This window comes from Bacteroides graminisolvens DSM 19988 = JCM 15093 (genome assembly GCF_000428125.1).
GTDB classification, from domain to species: Bacteria; Bacteroidota; Bacteroidia; order Bacteroidales; family Bacteroidaceae; genus Bacteroides; species Bacteroides graminisolvens.
Window position 1 is genome coordinate 1 of sequence record NZ_ATZI01000024.1, and the last position, 26,741, is coordinate 26,741.

Annotated in this window: 25 protein-coding genes and 1 pseudogene; 18 read left to right on the forward strand and 8 right to left on the reverse strand. The window is 39.2% G+C overall.

From position 1 onward, the window contains the following. Positions 1 to 178 (reverse strand): annotated as a pseudogene (locus C511_RS17955) (IS4-like element ISUnCu6 family transposase); the annotation flags it as partial. A gap of 166 nt (positions 179 to 344) precedes the next feature. On the opposite strand from C511_RS17955, the gene C511_RS0111970 reads away from it, so the two are divergent. After that, positions 345 to 1,199, forward strand: a complete 855-nt coding sequence (locus C511_RS0111970) for a DUF4249 domain-containing protein (protein ID WP_027318192.1) — start codon at positions 345 to 347, stop codon at positions 1,197 to 1,199. 9 nt (positions 1,200 to 1,208) lie between these two features. On the opposite strand, the gene C511_RS0111975 is transcribed toward C511_RS0111970, so the two are convergent. Further along, entirely contained in the window at positions 1,209 to 2,519 is a 1,311-nt protein-coding gene (locus C511_RS0111975) for an MATE family efflux transporter (RefSeq protein WP_027318193.1), read from the reverse strand. A gap of 110 nt (positions 2,520 to 2,629) precedes the next feature. Here C511_RS0111975 and pheS point away from each other — a divergent pair, with 110 nt between their 5' ends. From pheS to C511_RS0112020, 9 genes are all read left to right on the forward strand, one after another. Next, positions 2,630 to 3,649: a phenylalanine--tRNA ligase subunit alpha gene (pheS, locus tag C511_RS0111980; RefSeq protein WP_024997520.1), complete on the forward strand. Its 1,020-nt coding sequence runs from the start codon at positions 2,630 to 2,632 to the stop codon at positions 3,647 to 3,649. Positions 3,650 to 3,737: 88 nt separating this feature from the next. Next, a complete protein-coding gene (locus tag C511_RS0111985; RefSeq protein WP_027318194.1) occupies positions 3,738 to 4,934 on the forward strand; it encodes an MFS transporter in 1,197 nt (398 codons plus the stop codon). A gap of 32 nt (positions 4,935 to 4,966) precedes the next feature. Beyond that, on the forward strand, positions 4,967 to 5,623 hold the full coding sequence (gene nth, locus C511_RS0111990) for an endonuclease III (RefSeq protein WP_027318195.1): 657 nt from the start codon (positions 4,967 to 4,969) through the stop codon (positions 5,621 to 5,623). A gap of 104 nt (positions 5,624 to 5,727) precedes the next feature. After that, the gene (locus C511_RS0111995; protein WP_024997521.1) at positions 5,728 to 6,987 is read left to right on the forward strand and encodes a phosphoglycerate kinase; all 1,260 of its coding nucleotides are present in this window, start codon (positions 5,728 to 5,730) and stop codon (positions 6,985 to 6,987) included. A gap of 86 nt (positions 6,988 to 7,073) precedes the next feature. Beyond that, positions 7,074 to 8,039, forward strand: a complete 966-nt coding sequence (locus tag C511_RS0112000) for an ABC transporter substrate-binding protein (protein ID WP_024997522.1) — start codon at positions 7,074 to 7,076, stop codon at positions 8,037 to 8,039. 14 nt (positions 8,040 to 8,053) lie between these two features. Further along, positions 8,054 to 9,073, forward strand: coding sequence for a porin (locus tag C511_RS0112005; RefSeq protein WP_027318196.1), 1,020 nt, complete (start codon positions 8,054 to 8,056; stop codon positions 9,071 to 9,073). A 20-nt stretch (positions 9,074 to 9,093) separates the two neighbouring features. After that, positions 9,094 to 10,272: a DUF418 domain-containing protein gene (locus C511_RS0112010; protein ID WP_027318197.1), complete on the forward strand. Its 1,179-nt coding sequence runs from the start codon at positions 9,094 to 9,096 to the stop codon at positions 10,270 to 10,272. Between the two features lie 12 nt (positions 10,273 to 10,284). After that, positions 10,285 to 12,483: a tetratricopeptide repeat protein gene (locus C511_RS0112015; protein WP_024997523.1), complete on the forward strand. Its 2,199-nt coding sequence runs from the start codon at positions 10,285 to 10,287 to the stop codon at positions 12,481 to 12,483. A gap of 220 nt (positions 12,484 to 12,703) precedes the next feature. Beyond that, positions 12,704 to 13,225, forward strand: coding sequence for a DUF3836 domain-containing protein (locus tag C511_RS0112020; protein ID WP_024997524.1), 522 nt, complete (start codon positions 12,704 to 12,706; stop codon positions 13,223 to 13,225). A gap of 76 nt (positions 13,226 to 13,301) precedes the next feature. Here the strand turns inward: C511_RS0112020 and C511_RS0112025 are convergent, their stop codons facing one another. From C511_RS0112025 to C511_RS0112040, 4 genes are read right to left on the reverse strand one after another with little or no spacing between them, the layout of a single operon-like run. Beyond that, complete coding sequence (locus tag C511_RS0112025) at positions 13,302 to 13,910, reverse strand: Maf-like protein (protein WP_024997525.1); 609 nt, start codon at positions 13,908 to 13,910, stop codon at positions 13,302 to 13,304. A gap of 25 nt (positions 13,911 to 13,935) precedes the next feature. Continuing rightward, positions 13,936 to 14,457 (reverse strand): KdsC family phosphatase, encoded by a 522-nt coding sequence (locus C511_RS0112030; RefSeq protein ID WP_024997526.1) that lies wholly within the window; start codon positions 14,455 to 14,457, stop codon positions 13,936 to 13,938. Position 14,458: 1 nt separating this feature from the next. Continuing rightward, complete coding sequence (locus tag C511_RS0112035) at positions 14,459 to 15,250, reverse strand: Rossmann-like and DUF2520 domain-containing protein (RefSeq protein ID WP_027318199.1); 792 nt, start codon at positions 15,248 to 15,250, stop codon at positions 14,459 to 14,461. Positions 15,251 to 15,261: 11 nt separating this feature from the next. Then, complete coding sequence (locus C511_RS0112040; protein WP_024997527.1) at positions 15,262 to 15,798, reverse strand: nitroreductase family protein; 537 nt, start codon at positions 15,796 to 15,798, stop codon at positions 15,262 to 15,264. 100 nt (positions 15,799 to 15,898) lie between these two features. On the opposite strand from C511_RS0112040, the gene C511_RS0112045 reads away from it, so the two are divergent. The 8 genes from C511_RS0112045 (at position 15,899) to C511_RS0112080 (ending at position 24,243) form a co-directional block, all read left to right on the forward strand. Continuing rightward, positions 15,899 to 16,882 carry a GNAT family N-acetyltransferase gene (locus C511_RS0112045; protein WP_024997528.1) on the forward strand — a complete coding sequence of 328 codons (984 nt, stop codon included), beginning with the start codon at positions 15,899 to 15,901 and terminating at the stop codon, positions 16,880 to 16,882. 161 nt (positions 16,883 to 17,043) lie between these two features. Next, positions 17,044 to 17,448 carry a methylmalonyl-CoA epimerase gene (gene mce, locus C511_RS0112050; protein WP_024997529.1) on the forward strand — a complete coding sequence of 135 codons (405 nt, stop codon included), beginning with the start codon at positions 17,044 to 17,046 and terminating at the stop codon, positions 17,446 to 17,448. Positions 17,449 to 17,486: 38 nt separating this feature from the next. Further along, positions 17,487 to 19,040: an acyl-CoA carboxylase subunit beta gene (locus C511_RS0112055; RefSeq protein WP_024997530.1), complete on the forward strand. Its 1,554-nt coding sequence runs from the start codon at positions 17,487 to 17,489 to the stop codon at positions 19,038 to 19,040. Between the two features lie 21 nt (positions 19,041 to 19,061). Continuing rightward, positions 19,062 to 20,009: an OadG family transporter subunit gene (locus C511_RS0112060; protein WP_024997531.1), complete on the forward strand. Its 948-nt coding sequence runs from the start codon at positions 19,062 to 19,064 to the stop codon at positions 20,007 to 20,009. A gap of 25 nt (positions 20,010 to 20,034) precedes the next feature. Continuing rightward, on the forward strand, positions 20,035 to 20,466 hold the full coding sequence (locus C511_RS0112065; RefSeq protein ID WP_024997532.1) for an acetyl-CoA carboxylase biotin carboxyl carrier protein: 432 nt from the start codon (positions 20,035 to 20,037) through the stop codon (positions 20,464 to 20,466). Positions 20,467 to 20,470: 4 nt separating this feature from the next. Further along, complete coding sequence (locus tag C511_RS0112070) at positions 20,471 to 21,631, forward strand: sodium ion-translocating decarboxylase subunit beta (RefSeq protein WP_024997533.1); 1,161 nt, start codon at positions 20,471 to 20,473, stop codon at positions 21,629 to 21,631. Between the two features lie 212 nt (positions 21,632 to 21,843). Continuing rightward, a complete protein-coding gene (locus C511_RS0112075; RefSeq protein ID WP_024997534.1) occupies positions 21,844 to 22,278 on the forward strand; it encodes a hypothetical protein in 435 nt (144 codons plus the stop codon). 114 nt (positions 22,279 to 22,392) lie between these two features. Beyond that, positions 22,393 to 24,243 (forward strand): glycoside hydrolase family 13 protein, encoded by a 1,851-nt coding sequence (locus C511_RS0112080; protein WP_024997535.1) that lies wholly within the window; start codon positions 22,393 to 22,395, stop codon positions 24,241 to 24,243. A 93-nt stretch (positions 24,244 to 24,336) separates the two neighbouring features. On the opposite strand, the gene C511_RS0112085 is transcribed toward C511_RS0112080, so the two are convergent. Together C511_RS0112085 and C511_RS0112090 are read right to left on the reverse strand one after the other, a co-directional pair. Next, a complete protein-coding gene (locus tag C511_RS0112085) occupies positions 24,337 to 25,338 on the reverse strand; it encodes a class II fructose-bisphosphate aldolase (protein ID WP_024997536.1) in 1,002 nt (333 codons plus the stop codon). A 276-nt stretch (positions 25,339 to 25,614) separates the two neighbouring features. Next, on the reverse strand, positions 25,615 to 26,631 hold the full coding sequence (locus C511_RS0112090) for an endonuclease/exonuclease/phosphatase family protein (RefSeq protein ID WP_024997537.1): 1,017 nt from the start codon (positions 26,629 to 26,631) through the stop codon (positions 25,615 to 25,617). Positions 26,632 to 26,741: the final 110 nt, after the last annotated feature.

The following is a 26,741-nucleotide window of genomic DNA, read 5'->3' on the forward strand; positions in this document are numbered from 1 at the left end:
ACACTTGCAGCAATGTATATACATGGTTGCATTTGCTCTTTGTCCCAAAGAGGGATAGCTCTGTCATTTTTAACCCTTTAATCACATCCATAATGGTATACATGGCTTTATGGGAATCATTTTCCCGGAAAAAGATGCTGATCTCTGAGAGGAATGTTGTAACTTTGTGCATAAGCATAGGGGCGAGTATTAATTTTAGTTTGCACTTTAAATTTACTCATTTTCTGCAACATACAGAAACTCCTATGCCTTTTTTATGCCATCATGTCAACATATCTCATTAACTTGCGAAACTTGAATTATTATATAAATATTACATACTGACTATAACACTGACTGCTATTTTGCTGGGACTAAGCAGTTGCACAGAAAGTATAAAATTAGATACCGATGACACAGATCCTGTGATTGTTATTTATAGCACCATTACAGATGAGCTGACTTATCAGCAGGTGCAACTAAGTTCTTCAACAGGATATTTTGATGGCAATAAAAATGCTAAAGTATCAGGCGCAACAATTACAATAACTTCCGATAAAGGAGACTTATACAATTTAGAAGAGGTACACAACACGCCCGGAACATATAAAACGACCACTCAAATGACAGGTATTCCGGGAGAAAATTATCATTTAAAAGTGATGGTAGACTTCAATAATGATGGCATTAATGAAACCTACGAAGCCGACGCTAAAATGGAACTGCCTGTTAAACTCGATTCAATAGATATTTCGTATGAGAAAATAGCTAAATACCATTATTATTCTTTTAATATCTATGCCAAAGAACCTGCTGGTACAAACTATTACATGTGCAAATACATTGTCAATGATTCGGTATATGACCGTATAAGCAAATATGTTATTTTTGATGATTTAAGTTATGACAATCAATACATTAACGGCTCTTCAATCGGTTATTTCTTTGACGATACAGAAAGAGATGAATACAAAGATGCAGACGATTATAACACGATGACCTTCATCGCTGATGGAGATGTAGTGAAACTACAACTATCAAATATTGGCAAAGGTTTTTATAACTTCTTATTGCAATGTCAAGAAGAAAAAGATGGAGAAAGTCCTTTTTTCGGAGGACCGTTAAGCAACATCAGTACTAATATTAAAGGAGGTGGCATCGGATATTTCGCGGCCTACAGTATTTCACAAAAGCAAGCAATAGCAAAACAAGAACAATAAAGATACAGTTTAATCAATATTCCGGGTTATCGTGACCCGGAATATACTTTTTCCAAAAAAACTTTGCATCACTCCTCTTAATATAAGATATACAATAAACGAAGCCCATAGAGCATGGTTTGCCCACTGATTATGCAGAAAATAGAACATAATGAAAAAACTAACCGATGCGATCAACATTGAGAATAGCATATAACGTGTAGCCGTTGCTCCAATAAAGATTCCATCCCAGATAAAAGCGGAAAAACCGGCTAATGGAATTGCCAATGCCCAGTAATAATATTCTTGAGATACAGCTACTACAACCTCGTCATCAGTAAGCAATGCAATAAAGGCATTACCATTAAAGGCATATAGCAATGTAAATAAGAGAGACAATCCAAATCCCCATCGAAAAAGTAAACGAATCAAACGGCGCAGCATTAAAAAGTCATTGGCACCAACATAACGGCCAGTTAGAGCCTCTCCGGCGTATGCAAAACCATCCATGACATACGAAAAAAGCGTAAAAAACTGCATAAGAAGTGTATTTACAGCTAAGATTACCTCTCCTTCACCAGCTCCTGTTGAAGTAAAGAACACCGAAACACTAACAAGACAGAGCGTACGCAAAAAGATATCACTATTCACACTAAAAAAACGTTTCATAGCTACTCGACACAAAGCGTTCGGCCAATGTTGCTTGAAGCCAAGCTTCTTATAATATCTACGATATAACCATACAGCCATTACAAGACCACCATATTGGGCAACTAAGGTTCCAATTGCCACACCCTCAACTTTCATATCAAACAGAAATACCAAACACAGACTAACAACTATATTTATGATATTCTGGGCTATCGCAATAAACATTGGAATACGTGAATTTTGCATACCTATAAACCAACCTGTAAATCCGTAAAGAGCCAACAACGCAGGCGCTCCCCAGATACAGATGCGAAAATAAATAACGGCAAGTTCTCTCACCCTATCTGATGTTTCAATAAAATAAAAAGCTATATTTTCTATTATTAGCTGAAAAGCAATAAAAAGAACTCCAATACCAATACCAACAATCAATGATCGAATCAGTGTACGTACTGATTCGTCGAGTAACCCGGCTCCATAAGCTTGCGATGTGAGACCGCTGGTCCCCATCCGCAAAAAGCCGAAACTCCAATAAAGAATATTAAACAGCATCCCCCCTACGGCGACAGCTCCTATATAGGCGGTAGCTCCCAAATGCCCTACAATGGCAACATCAATAAGTCCCAGCAATGGCACCGTTATGTTAGATATGATAGATGGCAAAGCCAGTTGAAGTATTTTTTTGTTCATTGCGATTCATTTTAAGGCAAAATTAGCCATAAATTAAATTATTCAAAGATAAACTTGTATATTTGCATCTCTTTTACAAATGTCCAGCAGCGTATTAAATTAATAAAGATATGATAGCCAAAATTAAACAACTTCTCGAGGAGGTCGAGACTCTGAAAGCTTCAAACGCAGAAGAGTTGGAAGCCCTTCGTATAAAATACCTTAGTAAAAAGGGCGCCATTAATGATTTGATGGCAGACTTTCGCAATGTGGCTGCCGAGCAGAAAAAGGAAGTAGGCATAAAACTGAATGAACTGAAAACATTGGCACAGGAAAAAATAACTGCGCTAAAAGAACAATTCGAAGCTCAAGACAATGGCTCAGCTGAGATTGATCTTACTCGTTCTGCCTATCCTGTCAAATTAGGCACACGTCATCCACTGTCAATTGTAAAAAATGAGATTATTGACATATTTGGCCGATTAGGCTTTAGCATAGCTGAAGGTCCTGAGATAGAAGACGATTGGCATGTCTTTTCCGCTTTGAATTTCGCAGAAGACCATCCGGCTCGTGACATGCAAGATACCTTTTTTATTGAGGCACATCCCGATGTAGTGTTGCGGACACATACCTCGTCCGTACAAAGTAGAGTGATGGAAGTTTCGCAGCCTCCTATCCGCATTATATGTCCGGGACGCGTATATCGCAACGAAGCAATCAGCTACCGTGCACACTGTTTCTTCCATCAAGTAGAAGCGTTATATATTGATAAAAATGTTTCATTTACTGATTTAAAGCAAGTTCTACTATTATTTGCAAAAGAAATGTTTGGTGCGGAAACTAAAATTCGTTTGCGTCCTTCGTATTTCCCATTCACAGAACCCAGTGCAGAAATGGATATCAGCTGTAACATTTGTGGAGGTAAAGGATGCCCATTCTGCAAACATACCGGTTGGGTAGAAATTTTAGGATGTGGCATGGTTGACCCTAATGTACTCGAAGCCAACGGCATTGATAGCAAGATATATAGCGGATATGCATTGGGTATGGGTATAGAACGTATCACCAACTTGAAATATCAAGTAAAAGATTTGCGTATGTTTTCAGAAAACGATATGCGCTTCCTAAAAGAATTTGAGGCAGCCTATTAAGAACTGCATTCTGACATAACAGATTTCTCAATATTAAAATGAAAGATGCAGGGTAAACGCTCTGCATCTTTACGTAAAACGGTTCATTATGACTAAAGATAGGCTTGTTACAATTGACTATTGTCGGATACTTGCTGCAAACTTCTTATTATTTTTTGCTTTCTACCTCATTCTGCCTGTTTTACCTTTCTACCTGACTGAGGTGTTTAATGCAAATAATGCCACTGTTGGTATCATTCTGTCCTGCTATACAATTGCAGCACTCTGTATCCGCCCTTTTTCGGGATACCTACTTGACACGTTGTCAAGAAAGCCACTTTATCTCATCGCCTATTTTATTTTTACAGGCATTTTCGCAGGCTATCTTTTAGCTGGAATTCTGAGTTTATTTATAATGCTAAGAATTGTTCATGGACTGGCTTTTGGTATGGTAACCGTAGCTGGTAACACGATCGTTATTGACATTACACCCTCTTCGCGCAGGGGTGAAGCAGTAGGATACTACGGTTTAATGAACAATACAGCTATGAGTATAGGACCTATGGTAGGATTATTCATGCATGAAGCTTGTTCATTCAACACTATTTTTATTTGCTCTTTGACTTCAGGCGTATTGGGATTCATTATGGCTTGTTTGGTACGAACTCCTGCCAAACAGCCGGTTGAAAGTGAGCCGATATCATTTGATCGATTTATTTTACTGAAAGGTATTCCTGCAGGCATTTCTCTTTTATTATTGTCCATTCCTTATGGCATGACAACAACCTACGTGGCCATGTATGCTGAAAAAATAGGTATCACATTAAGCTCCGGATTGTTCTTTACATTCATGGCCTTTGGCATGGCCGTCTCACGTCTTTTTTCAGGAAAACAAGTCGACAAAGGGCGCATCACACAAATCATCATATTAGGTCTGTATTTAGTCTGTTTTTGTTTTTTCTCACTTAGTTTATGTGGGACATTGATGAAATGGAACCCTGAATTTACAACGGTCTTATTCTTCGTGATAGCTCTGTTGCTAGGAGTTGGATTTGGAACCATGTTTCCGGCCTTCAATTCTTTATTTGTTAGCCTAGCTCCAAACAGCAAACGAGGTACAGCTACTTCCACCTATCTGACTTCTTGGGACGTAGGCATAGGTATTGGTCTTATGTCGGGCGGATATATTGCTCAAATCACATCTTTTGATACTGCTTATTTTTTCGGTGCCCTGCTCACTGTTATCTCGGCATTGTTTTTTAAGCTCAAAGTAACCCCTCACTTTGAACGAAATAAGATGAGATAACGTTTAATATACACCTAAGTATTTAAGTAAGTATGAGAAAAAAAGAACGATTTGAGAATGTAATAGATTGGTTCCAAAAGAACATGCCGATTGCCGAAACGGAACTACATTACAACAGCCCCTTCGAGCTACTGATTGCAGTTATTTTATCTGCGCAATGTACAGACAAACGGGTTAATATGATTACCCCCCGATTATTTCAAGACTTCCCTACTCCCGAAGCACTTGCAGCAAGTACGCCTGAAGTTATTTTTGAATATATTCGGAGCATATCATACCCCAATAATAAGGCAAAGCACTTAGTCGGAATGGCTCGCATGTTAGTGAATGATTTTAATAGCGAAGTACCCGATACACTAGAAAAACTTATTAAATTGCCTGGTGTAGGCAGAAAAACAGCCAATGTCATTCAATCTGTTGTATACAACAAAGCAGCTATGGCCGTTGATACCCATGTGTTTAGGGTTTCAAACCGTATCGGACTAACTACTAACTCTAAAAATCCATTGGTAACAGAACTAGAGTTGACAAAATACATTCCAAAGGGCCTTATTCCTATCGCACATCATTGGCTCATTTTGCACGGGAGGTATGTTTGTCAGGCAAGAACTCCAAAGTGTGATCAATGTGGATTAAGGCCTTTCTGCAAATATTATTCAGACTCTCATAAACTTGAAAAAGACTCGTAGACACATAAAGAATAAATGATAAATTCATAGCAAAAAATAGAAATATATAGTAACTTTGCAGTCTACAGAAAATAATATAACACTTTTAAATAAAATAGAGTATTATGCAAACAATTGACCAATTCAACTTTGCCGGTAAAAAGGCATTTGTCAGAGTAGATTTCAATGTTCCATTGGACGAAAACTTCAACATTACAGATGACAATCGTATTCGCGCTGCTCTCCCAACTCTAAAAAAGATTATTGCAGATGGCGGCAGTCTGATTATAGGTTCTCATTTGGGCCGTCCCAAAGGCGTAACAGACAAATACTCGTTAAAGCATATTGTTAATCACGTTTCTAAAGTATTGGGCGTAGAAGTTCAGTTTGCCAACGATTGCATGGGTGAAGAAGCAGTAGCTAAAGCGGCAGCCTTAAAACCAGGTGAAGCTTTGTTGCTTGAAAACCTCCGCTTTTATGCAGAAGAGGAAGGCAAACCTCGTGGTTTAGCAGAAGATGCTACTGACGAAGAAAAAGCTGCTGCTAAGAAAGCGGTGAAAGAAAGTCAGAAAGAATTCACCAAAAAATTAGCTTCGTATGCAGACTGTTATGTAAATGACGCTTTCGGTACTGCTCACCGCGCACATGCTTCCACTGCATTAATTGCTAAATATTTTGATGTAAACAACAAAATGTTTGGTTATTTGATGGAAAAAGAAGTGAAAGCGGTTGATAAAGTATTAAATGACATCAAACGTCCGTTCACAGCAATCATGGGAGGTTCTAAGGTTTCTTCAAAAATTGAAATCATTGAAAATTTACTTTCTAAGGTTGACAATCTAATCATTACTGGCGGTATGACTTTTACTTTCACTAAAGCACTTGGTGGAAAGATTGGTTCTTCACTTTGTGAAGACGACAAATTAGATTTGGCTTTAGAGTTAATTGAAAAAGCTAAAAAGAACAACGTAGAGTTAGTTATTGCAGTTGACGCTAAGGTTGCAGATTCTTTCTCTAATGATGCAAACACTCAGTTTGTTGATGCTGACCAGATTCCTGATGGATGGAGTGGTCTTGATATTGGCCCCAAGACAGAAGAACTTTATGCACAAGTTATTAAAGCATCTAAAACGATCCTATGGAACGGACCGACAGGTGTGTTTGAATTTGATAATTTCTCTCATGGTTCACGCTCTGTTGGAGAAGCCATTGTTGAAGCTACAAAGAATGGAGCCTTCTCTTTAGTTGGTGGTGGTGATTCAGTAGCTTGTGTGAATAAATTCGGATTAGCTGATGGCGTGTCTTACGTGTCAACTGGTGGTGGTGCTTTACTAGAAGCAATTGAAGGTAAGGTTCTCCCCGGTATCGCAGCAATCAAAGAATAATTTCTTTTTGCATATTTCAGGCAATTTTCCTACACTTCTAGGAAAATTGCCTTTCCTATTATAATCGGAACTTTATCTTTGTTACTATGCGACACATCCTATACATAGGTACGATTCTGGTATTATTCACGGCTTGTACTCCTACCCGAAAGAAAGAAAATATTTCTCACACACCAATGAAAGTCATCACTTTGGGAGTAATGCCTTCTGTTGACTATCTACCATTTATTGTTGCTCAAAAGGCAGGTATCTATGATACATTAGGATTGACTGTTAACCTGATTAAATATTATTCCTCAACAGATAGAGACCACGCATTTCAATCGGCACAAATCGATGGAACCATAACCGACTTTCTTAGCGCATTTCAACTTAAGTCTTCGGGGATTCCTTTGAAAATTATCATGAGCAATGAAAGTTATCTATGCATGATTGTTAGGAACGGCAGTAACATCACTTCGGTCAAAGAACTTAAAAACAAAAACATTGCTGTATCTGGAAACACAGTCGTTGATTACACAACAGACTTTATAATTAAAACAGCAGGAATTCTACCGCAACAAGTCAACAGACCGGAAATTGATAATATTCCTTTGAGACTATTAATGCTTGAAAATGGACAAATTGACGCCTCACTTTTTCCTGACCCGTATGCTACTATAGCCATGAGTAATGGACATAAATCACTGACCAGTACCAGCGAATTAAATATATCGGTAACCGGAACTGTTTTCTCGGCAAAAGCTCTTAAAGAAAAGAAGAAGGAGATAGAATTACTAATCAAAGGCTATAACCTTGGAGTAGATTACATACAAAACCATCCAACTGACTCTTTAAAAGAAATATTAATAGAAGAAATTGGTATACCAGAGGCTTTAGCCGGCATCATTGCATTACCGCAATATACACATGCATCATTACCTTCAATGGATGATTTAGAAAAATGTGCCTCATGGTTGATAGAAAAAAACATCATTCATAAATCCTTTCAATACGCAAACGTTATCGATTCATCATATATTCAATCTGAACAAGTAAATATTGAAAAATAACAAATAACTTTTTTATGAAACGAATACTACTGGCAATAGCCTCTGTTTTTACACTGTTTATTTCTCATGCACAAATTACAACAGATAAAGTAATCAACACCCTCAAGGAGCGAATTACCTTATCAGGCTATGCTCAGGCGGGTTACACATATGATGATCTAAAGGAGTCCACCAATACTTTTGACGTTAAACGCATCATCTTCATGGCACACGGACAAATAACCAAAGAATGGTCATGCTACTTTATGTACAACTTTAATAGTGGAGGTAACTTGCTGGAAGTATATACCGACTATCAATTTTTGCCCGGATTAACAGCCCGATTAGGACAATTCAAAACAATGTATGCTATGGAGAATCAAATGTCTCCCAGTGAAATAGAATTAATTAATTGCGGTTCTCAAGCAACCAACTATTTAGCCGGAGTTGATAATAGCGATAAGTTATATGGATCATCCACCGGTCGTGATATGGGATTTATGATTTTTGGAGATCTGTTCCAAAAAAAATTAAGTTACAATTTGGCAGTAATGAACGGACAAGGTATAAACATCAAAGATAAAAACGATAACAAAGACCTTGTAGGATATATCACTTTCAATCCGGCTAAAATTATATCAGTAACCGGCTCCTTTATTAAGGGAAAAGGTTGTGCTGTTGAAACGTCAGACATTAATCCTGACATTAAGAAAGATCAAAGCTACACCCGTAACCGTTGGTCATTGGGGAGTGTTTTAAAAACGAAACCGCTTAATTTGCGTGCAGAGTATCTGGCAGGTAAGGATGGTGATGTGAAAAGCGAAGGTTTTTATGCAACAACAAACTATCATGCATGCAAGAACTTCGACATCATTCTTTCTTATGATTACCTAAATAAAAATAAGGATATGGACTACAAACAGCAAAACTACGTTGCGGGCATACAATATTGGTTCTATCCCAAATGCCGCCTGCAAGCGCAATATACCTATTGTGACAATAAAAAAGGTGAAAACTACAACAGAATTCAAACGCAGATTCAAGTGCGTTTCTAAACCACCAATAAATTGATAACATGGAGACACCTTCAATTCAGAATAATACCCGAATAGATGTAGCTGATGTACTCAGAGGGCTGGCCGTGATGGGCATTATTCTATTACACAGCATTGAGCATTATAACTTTTATTACTTTCCTGAGAGTCCGCCATTTGAATGGATGAAATTTACTGATCGCATTATTTGGGATGGTTTGTTTTTCACATTCAGCGGCAAAGCTTATGCCGTTTTTGCTTTGCTATTCGGCTTCAGTTTTTATATTCAAAACAACAATCAAAATCAAAAAGGAAAAGATTTTCGTCTACGTTTCTTATGGAGATTGGTCCTATTATTTATAATCGGACAGTTTAACGCTTCATTTTTCACAGGAGAAATATTAGTGATGTATTCTATAATTGGAATCATATTACCTGTTTGTTGCAAGCTCAATGATAAAACAATAACGATTATTGCTACGCTGCTTATATTGCAGCCACTCGACTGGGGGAAGTTAATTTATGCTCTGATTGATACTTCCTATACGCCTGGCGAAAGCCTATCCAATTACTATTTCGGTGTAGCGTACGATATACAGAAAAATGGAACTTTTCTTGAAACATTGCGTATGAATTTATGGGAAGGACAGCTGGCAAACTTCACTTGGGCTTTTGAACATGGCCGGATCATGCAAACTGCTGCCCTCTTTCTGTTTGGCATGCTAATAGGCAGACGTCAACTCTTTATCCATACACCAAAACATGAACTCATTTGGTTAAAAACATTAGGATTTGCACTAATCCTATTTTTCCCTCTCTACGGATTAAAGAACTTACTCCCTGAATTCATTAACCGACCAGGCTATTATGAGCCACTCAATCTGATTCTGTATTCACTTAGCAATTTGAGTTTCATGTTAGTTTTGGTGACGGGAGGGTTACTTACCTTTTACAAAGTAAAAAATCGCAGTTTCTTAATGCGTTTTAGCAGTTATGGGAAGATGAGTCTGACAAATTATATCGGACAATCTATTATCGGATCGCTTTTCTTCTATCATTGGGGCTTTTTCCTTAGTCCTCACATGAATCATACATTAAGTTTTCTTTTTGGCATTCTTTTTGTACTTCTACAAATGAGCTTTTGCTCCTGGTGGTTAAAGCGACATAAGCATGGCCCTTTTGAGGGATTATGGAAATATCTGACATGGATCAGAAAATAAACAATACGTAAGATGGACAACAATTTTCTAAGTGCTGAATATATTGAGTTACAACATACAGCCATAAAAAAGCTGATATTGGACCAACGATTAAACGAAGCTATTTCACTCTTGGCTCCGTTAGTGGAAACAATAGCTCAAGCTGAATTACAATATAAACTGGATGAAATAAGGTTTTCATATACAAGCATGCTACAATACATGCAAAAGGGAGTTGAAGATCCCGAACGTCATAGCTTATATATGAAATTATTGGCTGAGACATTGGAGATCAACGACCAGATGAAAATTAGCCAACTGGCTAACTATAAGTACAACTCTTATTATAGATTAAAAGCTTCCTACTCAAATAGTCATAACAACAAAAATCTTGAGATAATAAAAACTGAGCTTGAAACATGGTGTATTGACTCAAACCTAGACATCAAAGACAACTCATTTGAGAGTGATCAGATTCGCAAAAGACACGAGGATATCTTGACTGAAATGTTCACTTATATCTATCTCAATACTCATTGGGACAAAACAGATAAACTAGCAGCCGATGCATTCCTTAAGACATCGAATGTGGCAGGGAATGATTTATGCCTTATGGTCAGTGCTGTGACAATGAGCTTACTCGTTTGCTTTGATTCCTTAAAAATGAAATGGTTACTTGATGCCTACCTCCATACTTCAACAAATGTCAATCAACGTGCGTTGGTAGGAATAGCATTCAACATCCACTTATACGAAGAACGGATGCATCTGTATCCCGAAATCAGAGCTCAAGTCAACATTCTGAATGAAATGCCTGAGTTTGGGAAAGAATTAAATCGAATGCATATTCAATGGTTGTTTTGCCAAGAGACCGAGAAGATCGATAAAAAAATGCGTGAAGAAATTATTCCAGAGATGATTAAAAATGCCACGCAAAACTTAGATCTGCCTCTGGATGAAACAGACGATGATAACGAAGATAAAAACCCCGATTGGAACAATAATAAAAAACAATCGGATTTTGAGGATATGATGCGCGAAGTTGGTGAATTGCAACAAGAAGGAGCAGATGTCTATATGAGTTCTTTCTCACAACTCAAAAGATATCCCTTCTTTGAAGTATTGAGCAACTGGTTTTATCCTTTTGATAAACAACATTCCATGGTTGTCAATGTTTTACGAGAAGGCACAGATCCCAAAAACATTGTCAATCTCATACTTGACAGTACCATTTTTTGTGACAGTGATAAGTACTCTCTTTGCTTCACACTTCAACATGTTCCTGAGTCTCAAAGGCAGCAAATGCTCTCACAACTGACCGAACAGCAACTCAATGATTTCACAGATGATATGCAAATTCTGAGTGCCAAAAAAGGAGACACTCAACCTAACATTATATGCAGGCAGTATTTGCACAGTCTCTACCGATTCTTCAAGTTGCATCAGTCACGTAAGGAGTTTCCAACAATATTTGATGGAAGAATCAACATTCATCGTTATCATACTCTTCGTGATGTATTATATAAAGAAGAATACCTTCTGCCTTTAGCCAATTATTATTTTAGCAAAGAGCATTTTGATAAGGCAGCGGAAGTATATTCTGAAATTATCGGGTTAACAAAAGGGAAAGCTGATCTTTTTGAGAAATTAGGCTTTTGCTTCCAAAAACAAAAAGAATACGATAAAGCAATAGAGGCGTACCTAAAAGCAGACATGATTCACTCTGACAATGTGTGGACAATGCGTCATCTGGCTACCTGTTATAGAATAACGAAAAATTACTCCAATGCTCTTAGTTATTATAAAAAAGTAGAATCTGTATTAACTGAAAATCCAAATGTTACGTATTACATTGGTGTCTGTTTAGCCGAACTTAAAAAATATGATGAAGCTATTAACTACTTTTTTAAGTTAGATTTCATGGGGTCGGCTTCCATTAAATCATGGCGGGCAATAGCTTGGTGTTCTTTGGCCAACGATAAATTGGAGCAAGCAGTCATTTACTACGAGAAAGTCCTTACCATGGAGCCTAATTACAAGGATTATCTAAATGCAGGACATGCATACCTGTGTACTAAAAAAATAGATCAAGCTTTATCGCAATATAATAAAGCTTATTCAACTATAAAGTCAAAAGAACGATTCATAGAACTTTTCTACCAAGATAAAGAATTACTTCTAAAGAATGGCATTCATGAAAATGACATTCCTTTATTAATTGACTTACTATAACATGACGACTATAAAATAAGTACAGGGTGTTCTCAAATGAACACCCTGTTATTCATGTAAATAACTGATTATCAACAGACTAAACAAACGGCACGACTATTTTCTTCATACTGATACTGAATAATTCACTGGAAAATATTCAGAGTGATGCAACTTCATGGAATCGAGTTACGTCTAATAAACAAAAGGTAGAATTAAAAACCAATTAAATATTTCAAGTATGAAAACAACATTATTTATCAGCAAAGTAATTGTATCAGTTACTCTATTGTTAGCAGCATGTGGAATGGCATCAGCCGCAAACTCCAACAAAGGAGGTGAAAGAAGTTTTATATACAATGATTCTTTAAAGGAAGGAAAAGTTGTAGTCCGCGAAATTTATGCTCTCAACAAAGCATCCTATAGCATGCTTCCCGTTAAAATGAATAAGTATAAGTATGATCTAAATGGAGAATTGGCCGAAAAGGTAACTTATAAATGGAACCCGGCTAAAGTCAAATGGGTTGAAGAATCAAAAATGAACATCAGCCGCCATACGGATGAGACTGTTGTAGAATACGGCGAATGGATTAGTTCAAAAAAAGGATTTCTTCCTTCTCAGAAGTATGTTTATGTAACCAATAACGATACGAATTTAGTTACCCAGTATTGCTATAAAATAAACAAACATACCAGCCAATGGGAACTACAGCAAAAAGCTGTCGTTTCAAAAATAGAAGATATATTCGCCCAAAGAAATTAAAACGCTCTGTGAAGAGATTATTATATATCGATGCTTTTCTAGAAAGTGAGTTGCCCTTAAAAGCAGCTCACTTTATTTATTTGATGGTTTTTAACTCCCTGTACAGCCGTTGAATTGGTAATCCCATTACATTAAAATAACTACCTTGTATACTTTCAACGCCAATAAAGCCAATCCATTCTTGCACACCATAAGCCCCTGCCTTGTCATAAGGACAGTAATTCTGAATATAATAATCCACTTCCTCCTCGGTAAGAGATGAAAACTGAACCTCGGAAACTGCTGCAAAACTTTTTTGCCATGAAGCGGTAGTCAGGCACACTCCGGTAATAACCTGATGTTTTTTTCCGGATAGCTTGCTAAGCATAGCTCTGGCCTCTGTTGCATTGGCAGGTTTACCTAATACCTCGTCCTCTAGCCAAACAATTGTATCGGCTGTTATAACCAACAAAGGTTCTTCAACTTCATTTGAATTTACAGATGAAAAAAGCACTTTATATGCATCTGCCTTTTTCCGAGCAATAAATAAAGGTATTTCCTCACCTTTTAAAGCATCGGGAAACGACTCATCTACATCAGGAAGCGTCTTTACACTAAAATTGACCCCTAAACCACTTAGCAATTCTTTTCGTCTAGGTGAGTTCGAAGCCAAGACGACTGAATATTTCTTTAAATCTTCTAACACGACTATCTAATTTATTACAGCTTAATTACCACCCAAAAGCATCGCCATTCATCCACTTGCCCTGAGATTTTAAAATTTGTTCAATCACATCACGACCGCAACCATACCCACCATCTTGATGAGAAATATAAAGAGCCACCTGCTTAACCTCAGCAGCAGCATCCCTAGGGCAGCACGGCAAGCCACATTCGCGCATCACTTCAATATCCGGAACATCATCTCCCATATATAAAATCTGCTCATCTTTTAATCCATGTTTATCTCGAAAATCTCTATAATCATGAATTTTCACACAAGATCCCATATAAATATTTTCTATCCCCAAGCCGGCGAAACGTTTACGTACCGCTTCTGTTCTGCCACCTGTAATAATCGCTACATGAAATCCTAATTTCACAGCCAATTGCAATGCATATCCATCTTTTACATTAACAGTACGCATAGGTTCTCCTGTGGGGTGAAGAGATAACACATCCGAGCTCAACACACCATCTACATCAAAAGCCAACGCTTTTATTTGGTTTAAATCATAATTTATCGTACTCATATTATTTCTTTTTTGAGATAATACTATCACTCAGTAACTTATAAATGTTTTGAGTAGCGGGATCATCAGATAACATCTTCAAGTGTTTTCTCATGACTTCCTCATCATTACGAGCAGCCGGACCGGTCTGCGCATTGCAAGGAGGTAGTAAATGCACTTTTGCAGCGGTTTCATCAATAAGGGGAATCATCACATCAAAAGGCAAATTATTTTTCTCAAGCAACTCCGCTGCCAATGCATACATGTGATTGGTGAAGTTGCAAGTAAAAACAGCAGCCAAATGAAGAGAGCACCGTTGTTGTGACGTTGCGTAATACACCTTATCCGACAGTATTGACGCTATTTTCTTAAGTAACTCAGTATCTTCGGGCGAGTTAGACTCAATAAAAAAAGGTATATCCTGAAAGGAAGTCTCTCTTTTTTTGCTGAAAGTCTGCATGGGATACAACACTCCAAAACGTTGCGCATAACCATTCCATATATCTATGGAAATACTACCGGCCGTATGTACAATCAACGCATTTTCTTTCCCTTTTGTTATATTGGGCAACAATTGCAATAACGCATCATCTGTCAAAGACACGATATACAAAGAAGCATTATTGGTGACCTCTTCTAATGAAGTGGTAAAAGTCGATTCAACCAAATCGGCTAAAGCCTTTGCAGATTCTTCCGTACGGCTATACACTTGTTGAATACTAAAACCTTTTTTATAAAGTGTTTTTGCTAAATTTGTAGCAAGATTCCCGGCACCAATAAAAACCACTGATATGTTCTTTATCCTATTTATCATTTGAGGAATGATTAGTGACCGCCAAACTTATTGATGTGAATTTTTTCCCACTGCAGATGCTCTTCATCAAAAGGTTTACGTTCCATCCCTTTATGACCGACTGCAACAATTGATAACACCTGCAACTGCAAAGGGATATCTAACACGGCACGAACAAATTCATCGGAAGGCATCCCTGTAGCAGTGTATCGCTCGCGAATCTGTATCCAACAACTGCCCAAGCCCATATCTTCTGCCTGGAGCTGAATCATCAACGAAGCAATCGAAGCATCTTCAATCCACACATCACTTGCCAAAGGATCGGCCGTAACTACTATGGCCAAAGCAGCGTCACCCAAAAAAGATGCCCCGTGTTCTTTGCAATGAGACAATTCTTTCAACACGTTTTTATCGTCTATGACAATAAATTGCCATGGATTGCTTCTTTTGGATGATGGAGACATCAAAGCAGCCTTCAACAAAACCACTACTTCTTCCTGAGACAATTCTTCTTCGGTAAACTTGCGCATACTGCGACGAGACTTTATCAATTCACTAAAATTTTCCATGAATAAATCCTTTATTTGATAACACGGGTACAAAGATACAAAAAAATGATCAGTACAATCGTAGTCTTGTTTCTATTAAAAAATGTATATTTGCCCCCACATGGCATTAAAACTTACTACATATTATAAAGGTAGTGATATTCCCGATTTGCCAGGGAATAACTTCTTTCACTCCAAAGAGCTGTTTCTTTTATACGAAGCAACTCCTTCTTATACACCTATATATATAGTAGCTACTGAAGAACAAAAAACTTTAGCTAAAATATTAGTTGTCATTCGAAAAAACACCAGTCTGATTCCTTTTTCAATTTTAAATCGCTGTGACGTATACGGTACAGGCGAATATTTAGATGATACCATTGATAAAGAAACACTTTTTGGCGAAATGCTTAGTCACTTCACTAAAGAAATATTTCGCGAAGCCTCTATTATTGAATTCAGGAATCTAAATAATTCTCTTTTCGGATATAAACATTTTCGGAGTAATCATTACTTTCCTGTCAATTGGCTACGGGTGCATAACTCCCTGCATAGCGTAAAATCTGTTGATGAACGCTTTACAGCCTCACGTATCCGGCAAATTAAAAAAGGATTAAAGAACGGTGCAGAAGTATACGAAGCACAAAACAAAGCAGAAATTCAGGCTTTCACCAAAGTCATGCGTCGCATCTACTCCGCCCGCATTCGTCGATACTTCCCGGGATTTGAGTTTTTCGAGCATATAGACAGCACTTTATTGTCTGCAAAGATCGGGAAAATATTCGTTGTAAGGTACAAAGACAAAATCATTGGAGGATCCGTTCTCATTTTCTCGGAAGATACAGCCTATCTGTGGTTTTCGGGTGGGATGCGCAAAACCTACGCGTCACTTTATCCGGGTGTTTTATCCGTATGGGCTGCCATGCAATACGCACATGAAAATAAATACCGGCACTTAGAGTTTATGGATGTAGGCTTGCCTTTCCGAAAGCACGGATATCGCGATTTTGTGCTCCAATTCGGTGGCAAGCAGAGTAGTAGTCGCCGCTGGTTCCGTGTCAGGTGGAAATGGCTGAATAAGGTTCTGTGCAAGATATACGTTTAGCCCTCGAAGTAAAAATAACTATTTTTAAAACTTCGCTCCCAACCCTTAAAACTTCTCACTAAAATGAAGAAATATTTCTTTATTATGCAATTATTCCGTTTCTTTGTGCAGTTTTTATCCAAACGAAACACATTTAAATTCAATATCAAAAAATTATAGTTATGAAGATTTCACACATCGAGCATTTGGGCATTGCTGTAAAAAGCATTGAGGAAGCTCTTCCTTACTACGAAAATGTATTAGGTTTTAAATGTTATAACATTGAAACCGTAGAAGATCAGAAAGTTAAAACTGCCTTTTTAAAAGTTGGCGAAACAAAGATTGAATTGCTGGAACCAACGTCTCCAGAAAGCACTATCGCTAAGTTCATCGAAAACAAAGGGGAAGGAATTCATCACATAGCATACGCTGTTGAAGATGGAATTGCTAATGCTTTGGCAGAAGCAGAAAGCAAAGAAATCCGTTTGATTGACAAAGCACCTCGTAAAGGAGCAGAAGGATTGAGCATCGCTTTCCTTCACCCGAAATCAACGCGTGGCGTACTTACTGAACTTTGCGAACATTGATCGAATTAACAAAATATTAACGCTTAAACATAAAATTCATGAGTAACCAGCTTGAAAAAGTAAAGGAGCTTATTGAGCTTCGCGCTCAAGCCCGCTTAGGTGGTGGAGAAAAAGCTATTGAAAAACAACATGCAAAAGGGAAATATACTGCTCGTGAGCGTATAGCCCAATTGCTTGACGAAGGAAGTTTTGAAGAAATGGATATGTTTGTTGAACACAGATGTACCAACTTCGGACAAGAAAAGAAACATTTCCTAGGTGACGGAGTAGTAACCGGCTACGGAACCATAGAAGGAAGATTAGTATACGTTTTTGCACAAGACTTCACCGTATTCGGTGGTTCATTGTCAGAAACAATGGCACAAAAAATATGCAAGGTAATGGATATGGCCATGAAGATGGGTGCACCTTGTATCGGAATCAACGACTCGGGTGGTGCTCGTATTCAAGAAGGTATCAACGCATTAGCCGGATATGCAGAGATATTCCAACGTAACATCATGGCTTCGGGAGTTATTCCTCAAATATCAGGAATCTTCGGACCTTGTGCCGGCGGTGCTGTATACTCTCCTGCATTAACTGACTTTACACTTATGACAGAAGGAACTTCTTACATGTTCCTAACAGGTCCGAAAGTAGTGAAGACTGTTACCGGCGAAGATGTATCACAAGAAGACCTTGGTGGTGCCAGCGTGCATGCAAACAAATCGGGAGTTACCCACTTTACTGCTGCCAATGGTGAAGAAGGCTTATCCATCATCCGTAAACTATTGAGCTATATCCCTCAAAATAATCTGGAAGAAGCTCCCATCGTAAACTGCACCGATCCTATTGATCGCTTGGAAGACTCATTAAATGACATCATTCCTGATAGCCCTAACAAGCCATACGATATGTATGAAGTAATAGGTGCCATCGTTGACAACGGTGAATTCCTCGAAGTTCAAAAAGATTATGCTAAAAACATCATTATTGGTTTTGCCCGTTTCAACGGACAGTCAGTAGGTGTAGTAGCTAACCAGCCTAAATTCTTGGCAGGTGTGCTCGACAGCAATGCTTCTCGTAAAGCCGCTCGTTTCGTTCGTTTCTGCGATGCATTCAACATTCCTTTGGTTACATTGGTTGACGTTCCTGGATTCCTTCCGGGTACCGGACAAGAATACAACGGCGTTATTCTTCACGGAGCCAAACTGCTTTATGCTTACGGTGAAGCAACAGTACCTAAAGTTACTGTTACCTTGCGTAAATCATACGGTGGTTCTCACATCGTTATGAGTTGTAAGCAACTTCGCGGCGACATGAACTACGCATGGCCAACTGCTGAAATCGCAGTAATGGGAGGTGCCGGTGCTGTAGAAGTGTTGTATGCTAAAGAAGCTAAAGAAGCCGCAGATCCGGTTGCTTTTGTTGCTGAAAAAGAAGCTGAATACACCAAGCTGTTTGCTAATCCGTACAATGCAGCCAAATATGGCTATATTGACGATGTTATCGAACCAAGAAATACCCGCTTCCGTATTATTAGAGCTTTGCAGCAATTACAGACCAAGAAATTGACCAATCCTGCCAAAAAGCACGGTAATATTCCATTGTAACATCATATAATGAAGTAAGTTATGAATAAAATAAAAACAGGAATACTTATCGTTTTATTGGCAGCAGTTTGCTTCAACTCTTACGGACAAGGAGCAAAAAGTCTGAAAATCAACGAAGTACTGACAAAGAACACTGAAAATTTCCAAGATGACTACGGTCAGCGCAATGCGTGGATTGAAATTTTCAACTCTTCTTTTGCCAGTGTTGATATCAGAAGCTGCTACCTTACAAATGATAAGCGAGTTCTTAATCCAAACTTAAGTATTGAGGAGAGGGTTAGTATGATGTATACTATCCCCAAGAGTGACGTACTGACGGAAATTGCTCCCAGACAACATTTGTTATTTTGGGCAGACAACAGACCTAACAGAGGTACTTTTCATTTAAATTTTGCTTTAGATTCTGTTGCTTCAAACTGGATTGCGTTGTATGATGCCAACGGCAAAACATTGATCGACTCTGTTACAGTGCCGGCCAATATTCCTGCCAACTTCTCATACGCAAGAGAAGCAGACGGAAGTCACCACTGGATTCTTAAAGGTGGAGATGCCAATAATTACGTAACCCCAAATACCAATAATCAAACTCAGGATAAGCAAGAAAAGATAGATGGCTTCCGCAAGCACGACAGTGCAGGTATTGCTATGGCTATCATTGCTATGTCTATTGTATTTGGCGGACTTATATTGTTATACGTTTCATTCCGTCTGATTAGCGCAATCAGTGTTAAACTGGCTAAAAGAAATGCAATGAAGACACGCGGTATCACCGATAAGAAAGAAGCCAAAGAAAAGGCTATCGGTGCAGAATCGGGTGAAATATTTGCTGCCATATCTTTAGCACTCCATGAATATCAAGACAACGTTCATGATATTGAAGATACCATCTTGACTATCAATAGAGTAAAACGCAACTACTCTCCATGGAGTTCTAAGATTTACACTTTGCGTCAGACACCCAAAAATTAAATTAAAACCCTAAAGAAAAACGAATATGAAACAATATAAATATAAAATCAATGGTAACCTCTATAATGTGACGGTGAATGATATCGAAGAGAACATTGCCCGCGTTGAGGTTAACGGTACTCCTTATACAGTTGAGATAGACAAGCCGGTTAAGGCAGCTCCCAAACCTGTTACTCGTCCGGCATCTGCTCCTAAAACTTCAACCGGCGCACCTGTAGTTGCCCGTCCGGCAGCCACTTCAAGTAAAAGCGGCATCAAGTCTCCGCTACCAGGCGTTATTCTGGATATTAAAGTGAAAGAAGGCGATACGGTTAAGAAAGGACAACTTATTGCTATTCTCGAAGCGATGAAGATGGAAAACAATATCAATGCCGATAAAGACGGTGTAGTATCTGCAGTGAAAGTTAACAAAGGTGATTCTGTACTTGAAGGAACAGACCTTATCATAATCGAATAGTCATATGGGAGAGTTTATGTCATTTATATCGAACAACTTTGCCGACTTCTGGAGTTATACGGGATTCGCTAATGCGGGTTACGAGCACTTCATTATGATCTTGGTAGGATTGTTCTTTCTCTTTCTTGCAATCAAGAAAGATTTTGAGCCTATGCTTCTCATACCTATCGGTTTTGGTATTCTGATCGGTAATATTCCTTTTAAAATAGATGCGGGATTGGAAGTTGGCTTGTATGAAGAAGGTTCTGTCTTGAATATCCTTTATCAGGGAGTAAGAACAGGATGGTATCCTCCACTTGTCTTTTTAGGTATCGGAGCTATGACTGACTTTTCAGCATTGATCTCCAATCCTAAACTAATGCTTGTTGGAGCCGCAGCTCAATTTGGTATTTTTGGCGCCTACATGGTTGCTCTTGCTTTAGGATTTGAGCCTAATCAAGCAGCCGGTATTGCAATCATCGGTGGAGCAGATGGCCCTACAGCAATCTTCCTTTCATCTAAATTGTCGCCAAACTTAATGGGTGCTATTGCCGTATCTGCCTATTCATACATGGCACTTGTTCCGGTAATACAACCTCCTGTTATGCGTTTGCTTACAACTAAAAAAGAGAGGTTGATCCGCATGAAACCGGCTCGTCAGGTTTCACACACAGAGAAAGTAATGTTCCCTATTATCGGTTTGTTGCTAACCTGCTTCCTTGTACCATCGGGATTACCCTTGCTAGGTATGTTATTCTTTGGTAACTTACTGAAAGAAAGTGGTGTAACACGTCGTTTGGCTGATACAGCCAGCGGACCGCTGATTGATACTATCACTATGTTATTAGGACTAACAGTAGGTGCTTCCACACAAGCAAGCGAATTCCTTACTTCGAGCACACTTTACATCTTCTTCCTTGGATTCATGGCATTTATTATTGCCACAGCTTCCGGAGTGACATTTGTTAAGTTGTTCAACTTGATTTTGCCTCAAAGTAAGAAGATCAACCCGCTTATCGGTAATGCCGGAGTATCTGCCGTACCTATGTCGGCACGTATCTCTCAAACCGTTGGTTTGGAATATGACCCTACCAATTATTTGTTGATGCATGCCATGGGACCGAACGTCGCAGGAGTTATCGGTTCTGCCGTTGCAGCCGGTGTACTTTTGGGCTTCCTTATTTAAATTAAGATAAAAGGCGTCTGAAGAAACAGACAACTTTATCCGTACATAAAAAAGCGCTTTTCCATTTATTGTGGGAAGGCGCTTTTTATTATAACACAACCGAATGTCTCACAAAGTTAAAAAACAAATTCTACAATAAATCGCATTATAAGACATCGTGCTTGTTTCAATTTATTTCTACCTTGCAACCATAAACTACAAAAAACACCCTTATGAGAAAGAATGCCCAAGCATACTGCCTGAACAAGGCGATACGCCTTACCACGCCGAGTGACGAAACGTATACCAATCTATATCAAGGGCTGGCCGACTGTTATAACCTGGCACAAAAACCCAAAGAGCAAATACAAGCGCTACTGGAACAGTACAAATACGATAAAAACAACCACCAGCTATTATTTACTATTGGCCGCATCGACCAAGACGCATTGGAAGATATGAGCAGAGCCAAAAAATATTTGGAAATGTTTATGGCCACCCGTCCTGAAAAACAAACCAAAGAAGAAGATCCGGAAGGAACAATCAGTGCCTCTCTGTATAACGTAGCCGAACGTCGTTTGGACGCCATCCGGAAAGAACTGTTTTTCAGAGAAGGAGTGCCTTCAAAGATGATCATAAACAACAAAGAGTACAAAGCAGTGAATTAAAACAAGAAATGAAAACGTTTGCATAAATATATAAGTGTTACACAGACTGAGTGCAATAGCTATCTGAATATTAAATGCTATCTTAGAGGTGTTAATAACAGAATTACTAATATCATGAAAAGATTATTATTCTTATTGAGCTCTCTGATACTATCCATTAGTACTTATGCAGCTATGAATGTGAACAAAATTGACCCGCCGTGCTGGTTTACCGGTATGCAAAACCCTGAACTCCAGCTTATGGTTTACGGAGAAGGTATTGGCAATGCCAACGTAACAGTCAGTTATCCGGGTGTATCGCTTAGTAGCGTGGTTAAACTGGAAAGCCCCAACTACCTGCTTGTTTACCTCCACGTGAGCAAGGAAGCCAAACCCGGCAAGGTGAATCTGACTTTTACGCAAGGTAAAAAGAAGATCATCCAAACGTATGAACTCAAAGAACGCGAGAAGAAACCCTGCGAACGCAAAGGGTTCGATGCCTCGGATGCCTTGTACCTGCTGATGCCCGACCGCTTTGCTAACGGCAATCCCGATAACGATCAGATAAAAGGAATGGCACCTTACACGGTTGACCGCAAAGACCCGAACGCCCGTCACGGAGGCGACTTAGCCGGAGTGGAAAAACACCTCGATTATTTCAGTGATTTGGGTATCACAGCTTTATGGTTTACGCCTGTGCTGGAAAACAATATGACCGGTGGTTCTTATCACGGCTATGCCACTACTGATTATTATAAGGTAGACCCACGTTTCGGAACAAACGAAGAATACAAAAGTCTGATTACCAAAGCGCATGACAAAGGCATCAAAATGGTAATGGACATGATATTCAACCATTGCGGTGTGGAACATGTATGGATCAAAGACATGCCTTCAAAAGATTGGTTTAACAATCCCGACCATAAAACAAACTTTGTTCAAACATCGTTCAAACTGACTCCGCACGTTGATCCCTATACCTCCAAATACGATTTCGATCAGATGAACGACGGCTGGTTTGTAACGGCCATGCCCGATCTCAATCAAAAGAATCCGCACGTGTATCGTTACTTGGTGCAAAACAGTTTCTGGTGGATTGAATACGCCGGGATTGATGCCATCCGCATGGACACTTATCCGTATGCCGACTACGATGCCATGAGTAATTGGATGAAAGAGCTGAACGACGAATATCCCAATTATAACGTAGTAGGCGAAACATGGGTTACCGAGCCGGCCTACACAGCCTGGTGGCAAAAAGATTCCAAGTTGTCCGCTCCGCGCAACAGCAACCTCAAGACCGTTATGGACTTCAGCTTCTTCGAAAAAGTAAATACGATGAAGTATGAAGAGACCGACCCCTACTCTACCGGTTTAAACCGCATTTACAATAGTTTTGTATACGATTTCTTGTATCCTAACCCGGCTATGGTACTTGCTTTCTATGAGAATCATGACACCAACCGTTACCTGGGAGAGGGACAAGACCTGCAAACCCTCAAGCAAGCCGTAGCCCTTCTGCTCACTACCCGTCGCATTCCCCAGCTCTATTACGGCACGGAAGTTATGATGAACGGTGTGAAAGACAAGAGTGACGGTTACGTTCGCAAAGACTTCCCCGGCGGATGGATGGATGATAAGGAAAACGCCTTTACTTCCGCAGGCCGAAGCCAGATTCAAAACGAATGCTTCAACTTCTACCGCACCTTGTTGCAATGGCGCAAAGGCAACGACGTAATTGCCAAAGGTGATATGGTGCAGTTCATGCCTCAACAAGGCGTGTATGTATTTGCCCGCATGTATCAAGGCAAAACGGTGATGGTATTGCTCAACGGTACCAACAAAGAAGTAAACCTGCCCCTGCACTTTTACGCGGAAATACTTCAGGGAAAAACTCAGGGCAAAGAGATTATCAGCAACCAAACGGTGCAGCTTGCCGATAAGCTGACCTTGGAAGCAAGAGGTTCCCTCATTATTGAATTATAAAGCAAACCTGGCAGAGAGAATAAAAAAAAATCCCGGTGATCATACGACCATCGGGATTTTTATTATCTAAAAGTGTTTACGGGTATCGGAAGATTATTCTGCCAATTTACCAGCAGAACCAAGTACGTTCACAATTTTGTGAATATAAAGCTTCTTCATGTTATCACGAGCCGGTCCCAAGTATTTACGTGGGTCGAATTCAGCAGGTTTTTCAGCAAACACCTTACGAATAGCAGCAGTCATTGCCAAGCGGCTGTCAGAGTCGATGTTGATTTTGCAAACAGCAGAAGCAGCAGCTTTACGCAATTCCTCTTCAGGAATACCGATTGCATCTTTCAATGCGCCACCATACTTGTTGATAGTTTCCACTTCTTCTTCAGGAACAGAAGACGATCCGTGAAGAACGATAGGGAATCCGGGAAGTTCCTTCATAACGCCATCCAAAACATCGAATGCCAAAGGAGGAGGAACCAAACGGCCGTTAGCGTCACGAGTACACTGATCGGGAGTAAATTTGTTAGCACCGTGAGAAGTACCGATAGAGATAGCCAAGCTGTCGCAACCGGTTTTAGTAACAAAGTCAACTACTTCTTCAGGTTTTGTATATGTGTGGTGGTCTGCAGAAACTTCGTCTTCAACACCAGCCAATACACCTAGTTCGCCTTCAACAGTTACATCGAACTGATGAGCGTATTCTACGACTTTCTTTGTAAGAGCAACATTTTCATCATAAGGAAGATGAGAACCATCAATCATTACAGAAGAGAAGCCCATGTCGATACATGATTTACATGTTTCGAAAGAGTCACCGTGGTCAAGATGCAACACAATCTCAGGTTTTGCACAGCCCAATTCTTTTGCATATTCAACAGCACCTTCGGCCATGAAACGAAGCAAAGTTTGGTTTGCATAAGCACGTGCACCTTTAGAAACCTGAAGGATAACAGGAGATTTTGTTTCTACAGCTGCCTGAATGATAGCCTGCAATTGCTCCAGATTATTAAAGTTATAAGCAGGAATTGCATATCCGCCTTTAATAGCTTTGGCAAACATCTCTCTGGTGTTTACAAGGCCTAAATCTTTGTAATTAATCATGTTTTTTATTTTTTTATTGTTAGTGAATTAAAAAAACTACGCAAAAGTAACAATTTTAGTTCTAAAAACAGAGCTTACTTCTAACAAATGTCTGCTATGAAAGGTCATAAACAGCAAAATTATAGGGTTTGCAGCATTGTATTGAATGATTTGTAATCTCCATATTACAATCCGCCTTCTCTGTTGCTTCATTATTACCCGGCGTACGGTATATAAACAAACAGGCCGGAGACACTGTTTAGTCACTCCGGCCTATTTAGACATTATTATATTAATTTATTTTTTCAGATAAATGATGGTGGGCAAATGGTCGCTGTAACCGTTTAACCATGTTTTTCCGCCGTGTGTGCGCAGGGGTGATCCTTTGTATTTACCATCTTGTTGAATCAGAAAATCGCGTAGAAAAACTTCGTTGTGATCATACTTCAAACCTTTTGTGGCTGTAAGCAAAGAAGAAGAAACGACAATCTGGTCGAACAGGTTCCATTTTCCGCGATAAAGCAAGGTACCAACGCCTTTGTCTTCGAGCGTAGACCACCACGGATTAAAGAATTCGCCCTCCTTCACTTCATTGGCAAACTTCTTGGCTCCCAAAGTAACTGCCATGCTTTCGTCCATGGGGTCATCATTCATATCGCCCATCACAATCAATTTCAAATTCTTATTGCCGGCCAGCAAAGAGTCCTTCAGCGCCTTTACTTGTTCAGCAGCGCGCACACGTGCCGGTGAATCAGCTCCGCGCGAAGGCCAGTGGTTTACAATGACACAAACATTATCTCCTGCCAGTTTTCCGTTTACAATGAGGAAACCACGTGTTTTGTGTACCGTATCGTCAACGTACACATAAGGAGCCAATTTGCTGGATATCACTTCAAATTGCTTTGGGTTATAAAGTAGTGCACAATCAATGCCCCGCTTGTCGGGACCTTCATAATGCACAATCTGGTAGTTATCGGCAGCCAAAGCCGGTTGTTTCACCAAGTCCTCGAGCACACGTCGGTTTTCAATCTCGGCCACACCGATGAATGCCGGGCCGGCAGGTACTTTCTCACGCGAGAGCATGCTCAGCACGGTCGACATGTTTTTCTGCTTGGCCAGGTATTTTTCTGGAGTCCACTTCATATCACCATCGGGCAGAAACTCATAATCGTCCTTTCCCGTATCGTGAATGGTGTCGAACAAGTTCTCTAAATTATAAAACGCTACACTGTAAAGTGTCTCTTTCTTTTGTGCGTGGGCATTTTGTGCTAAGCCGGGCACCAGAAACAGTAATAAAAAGAATAACTTTCTCATGAAATAATATGTATTATATTTTAGTTTGCCATTATATTGAGCCTACAAATATCTCAAAAAATAGTAATAGTATGTGTTTTCATCCTATTTTTTTTAGACTTACTTTTGAA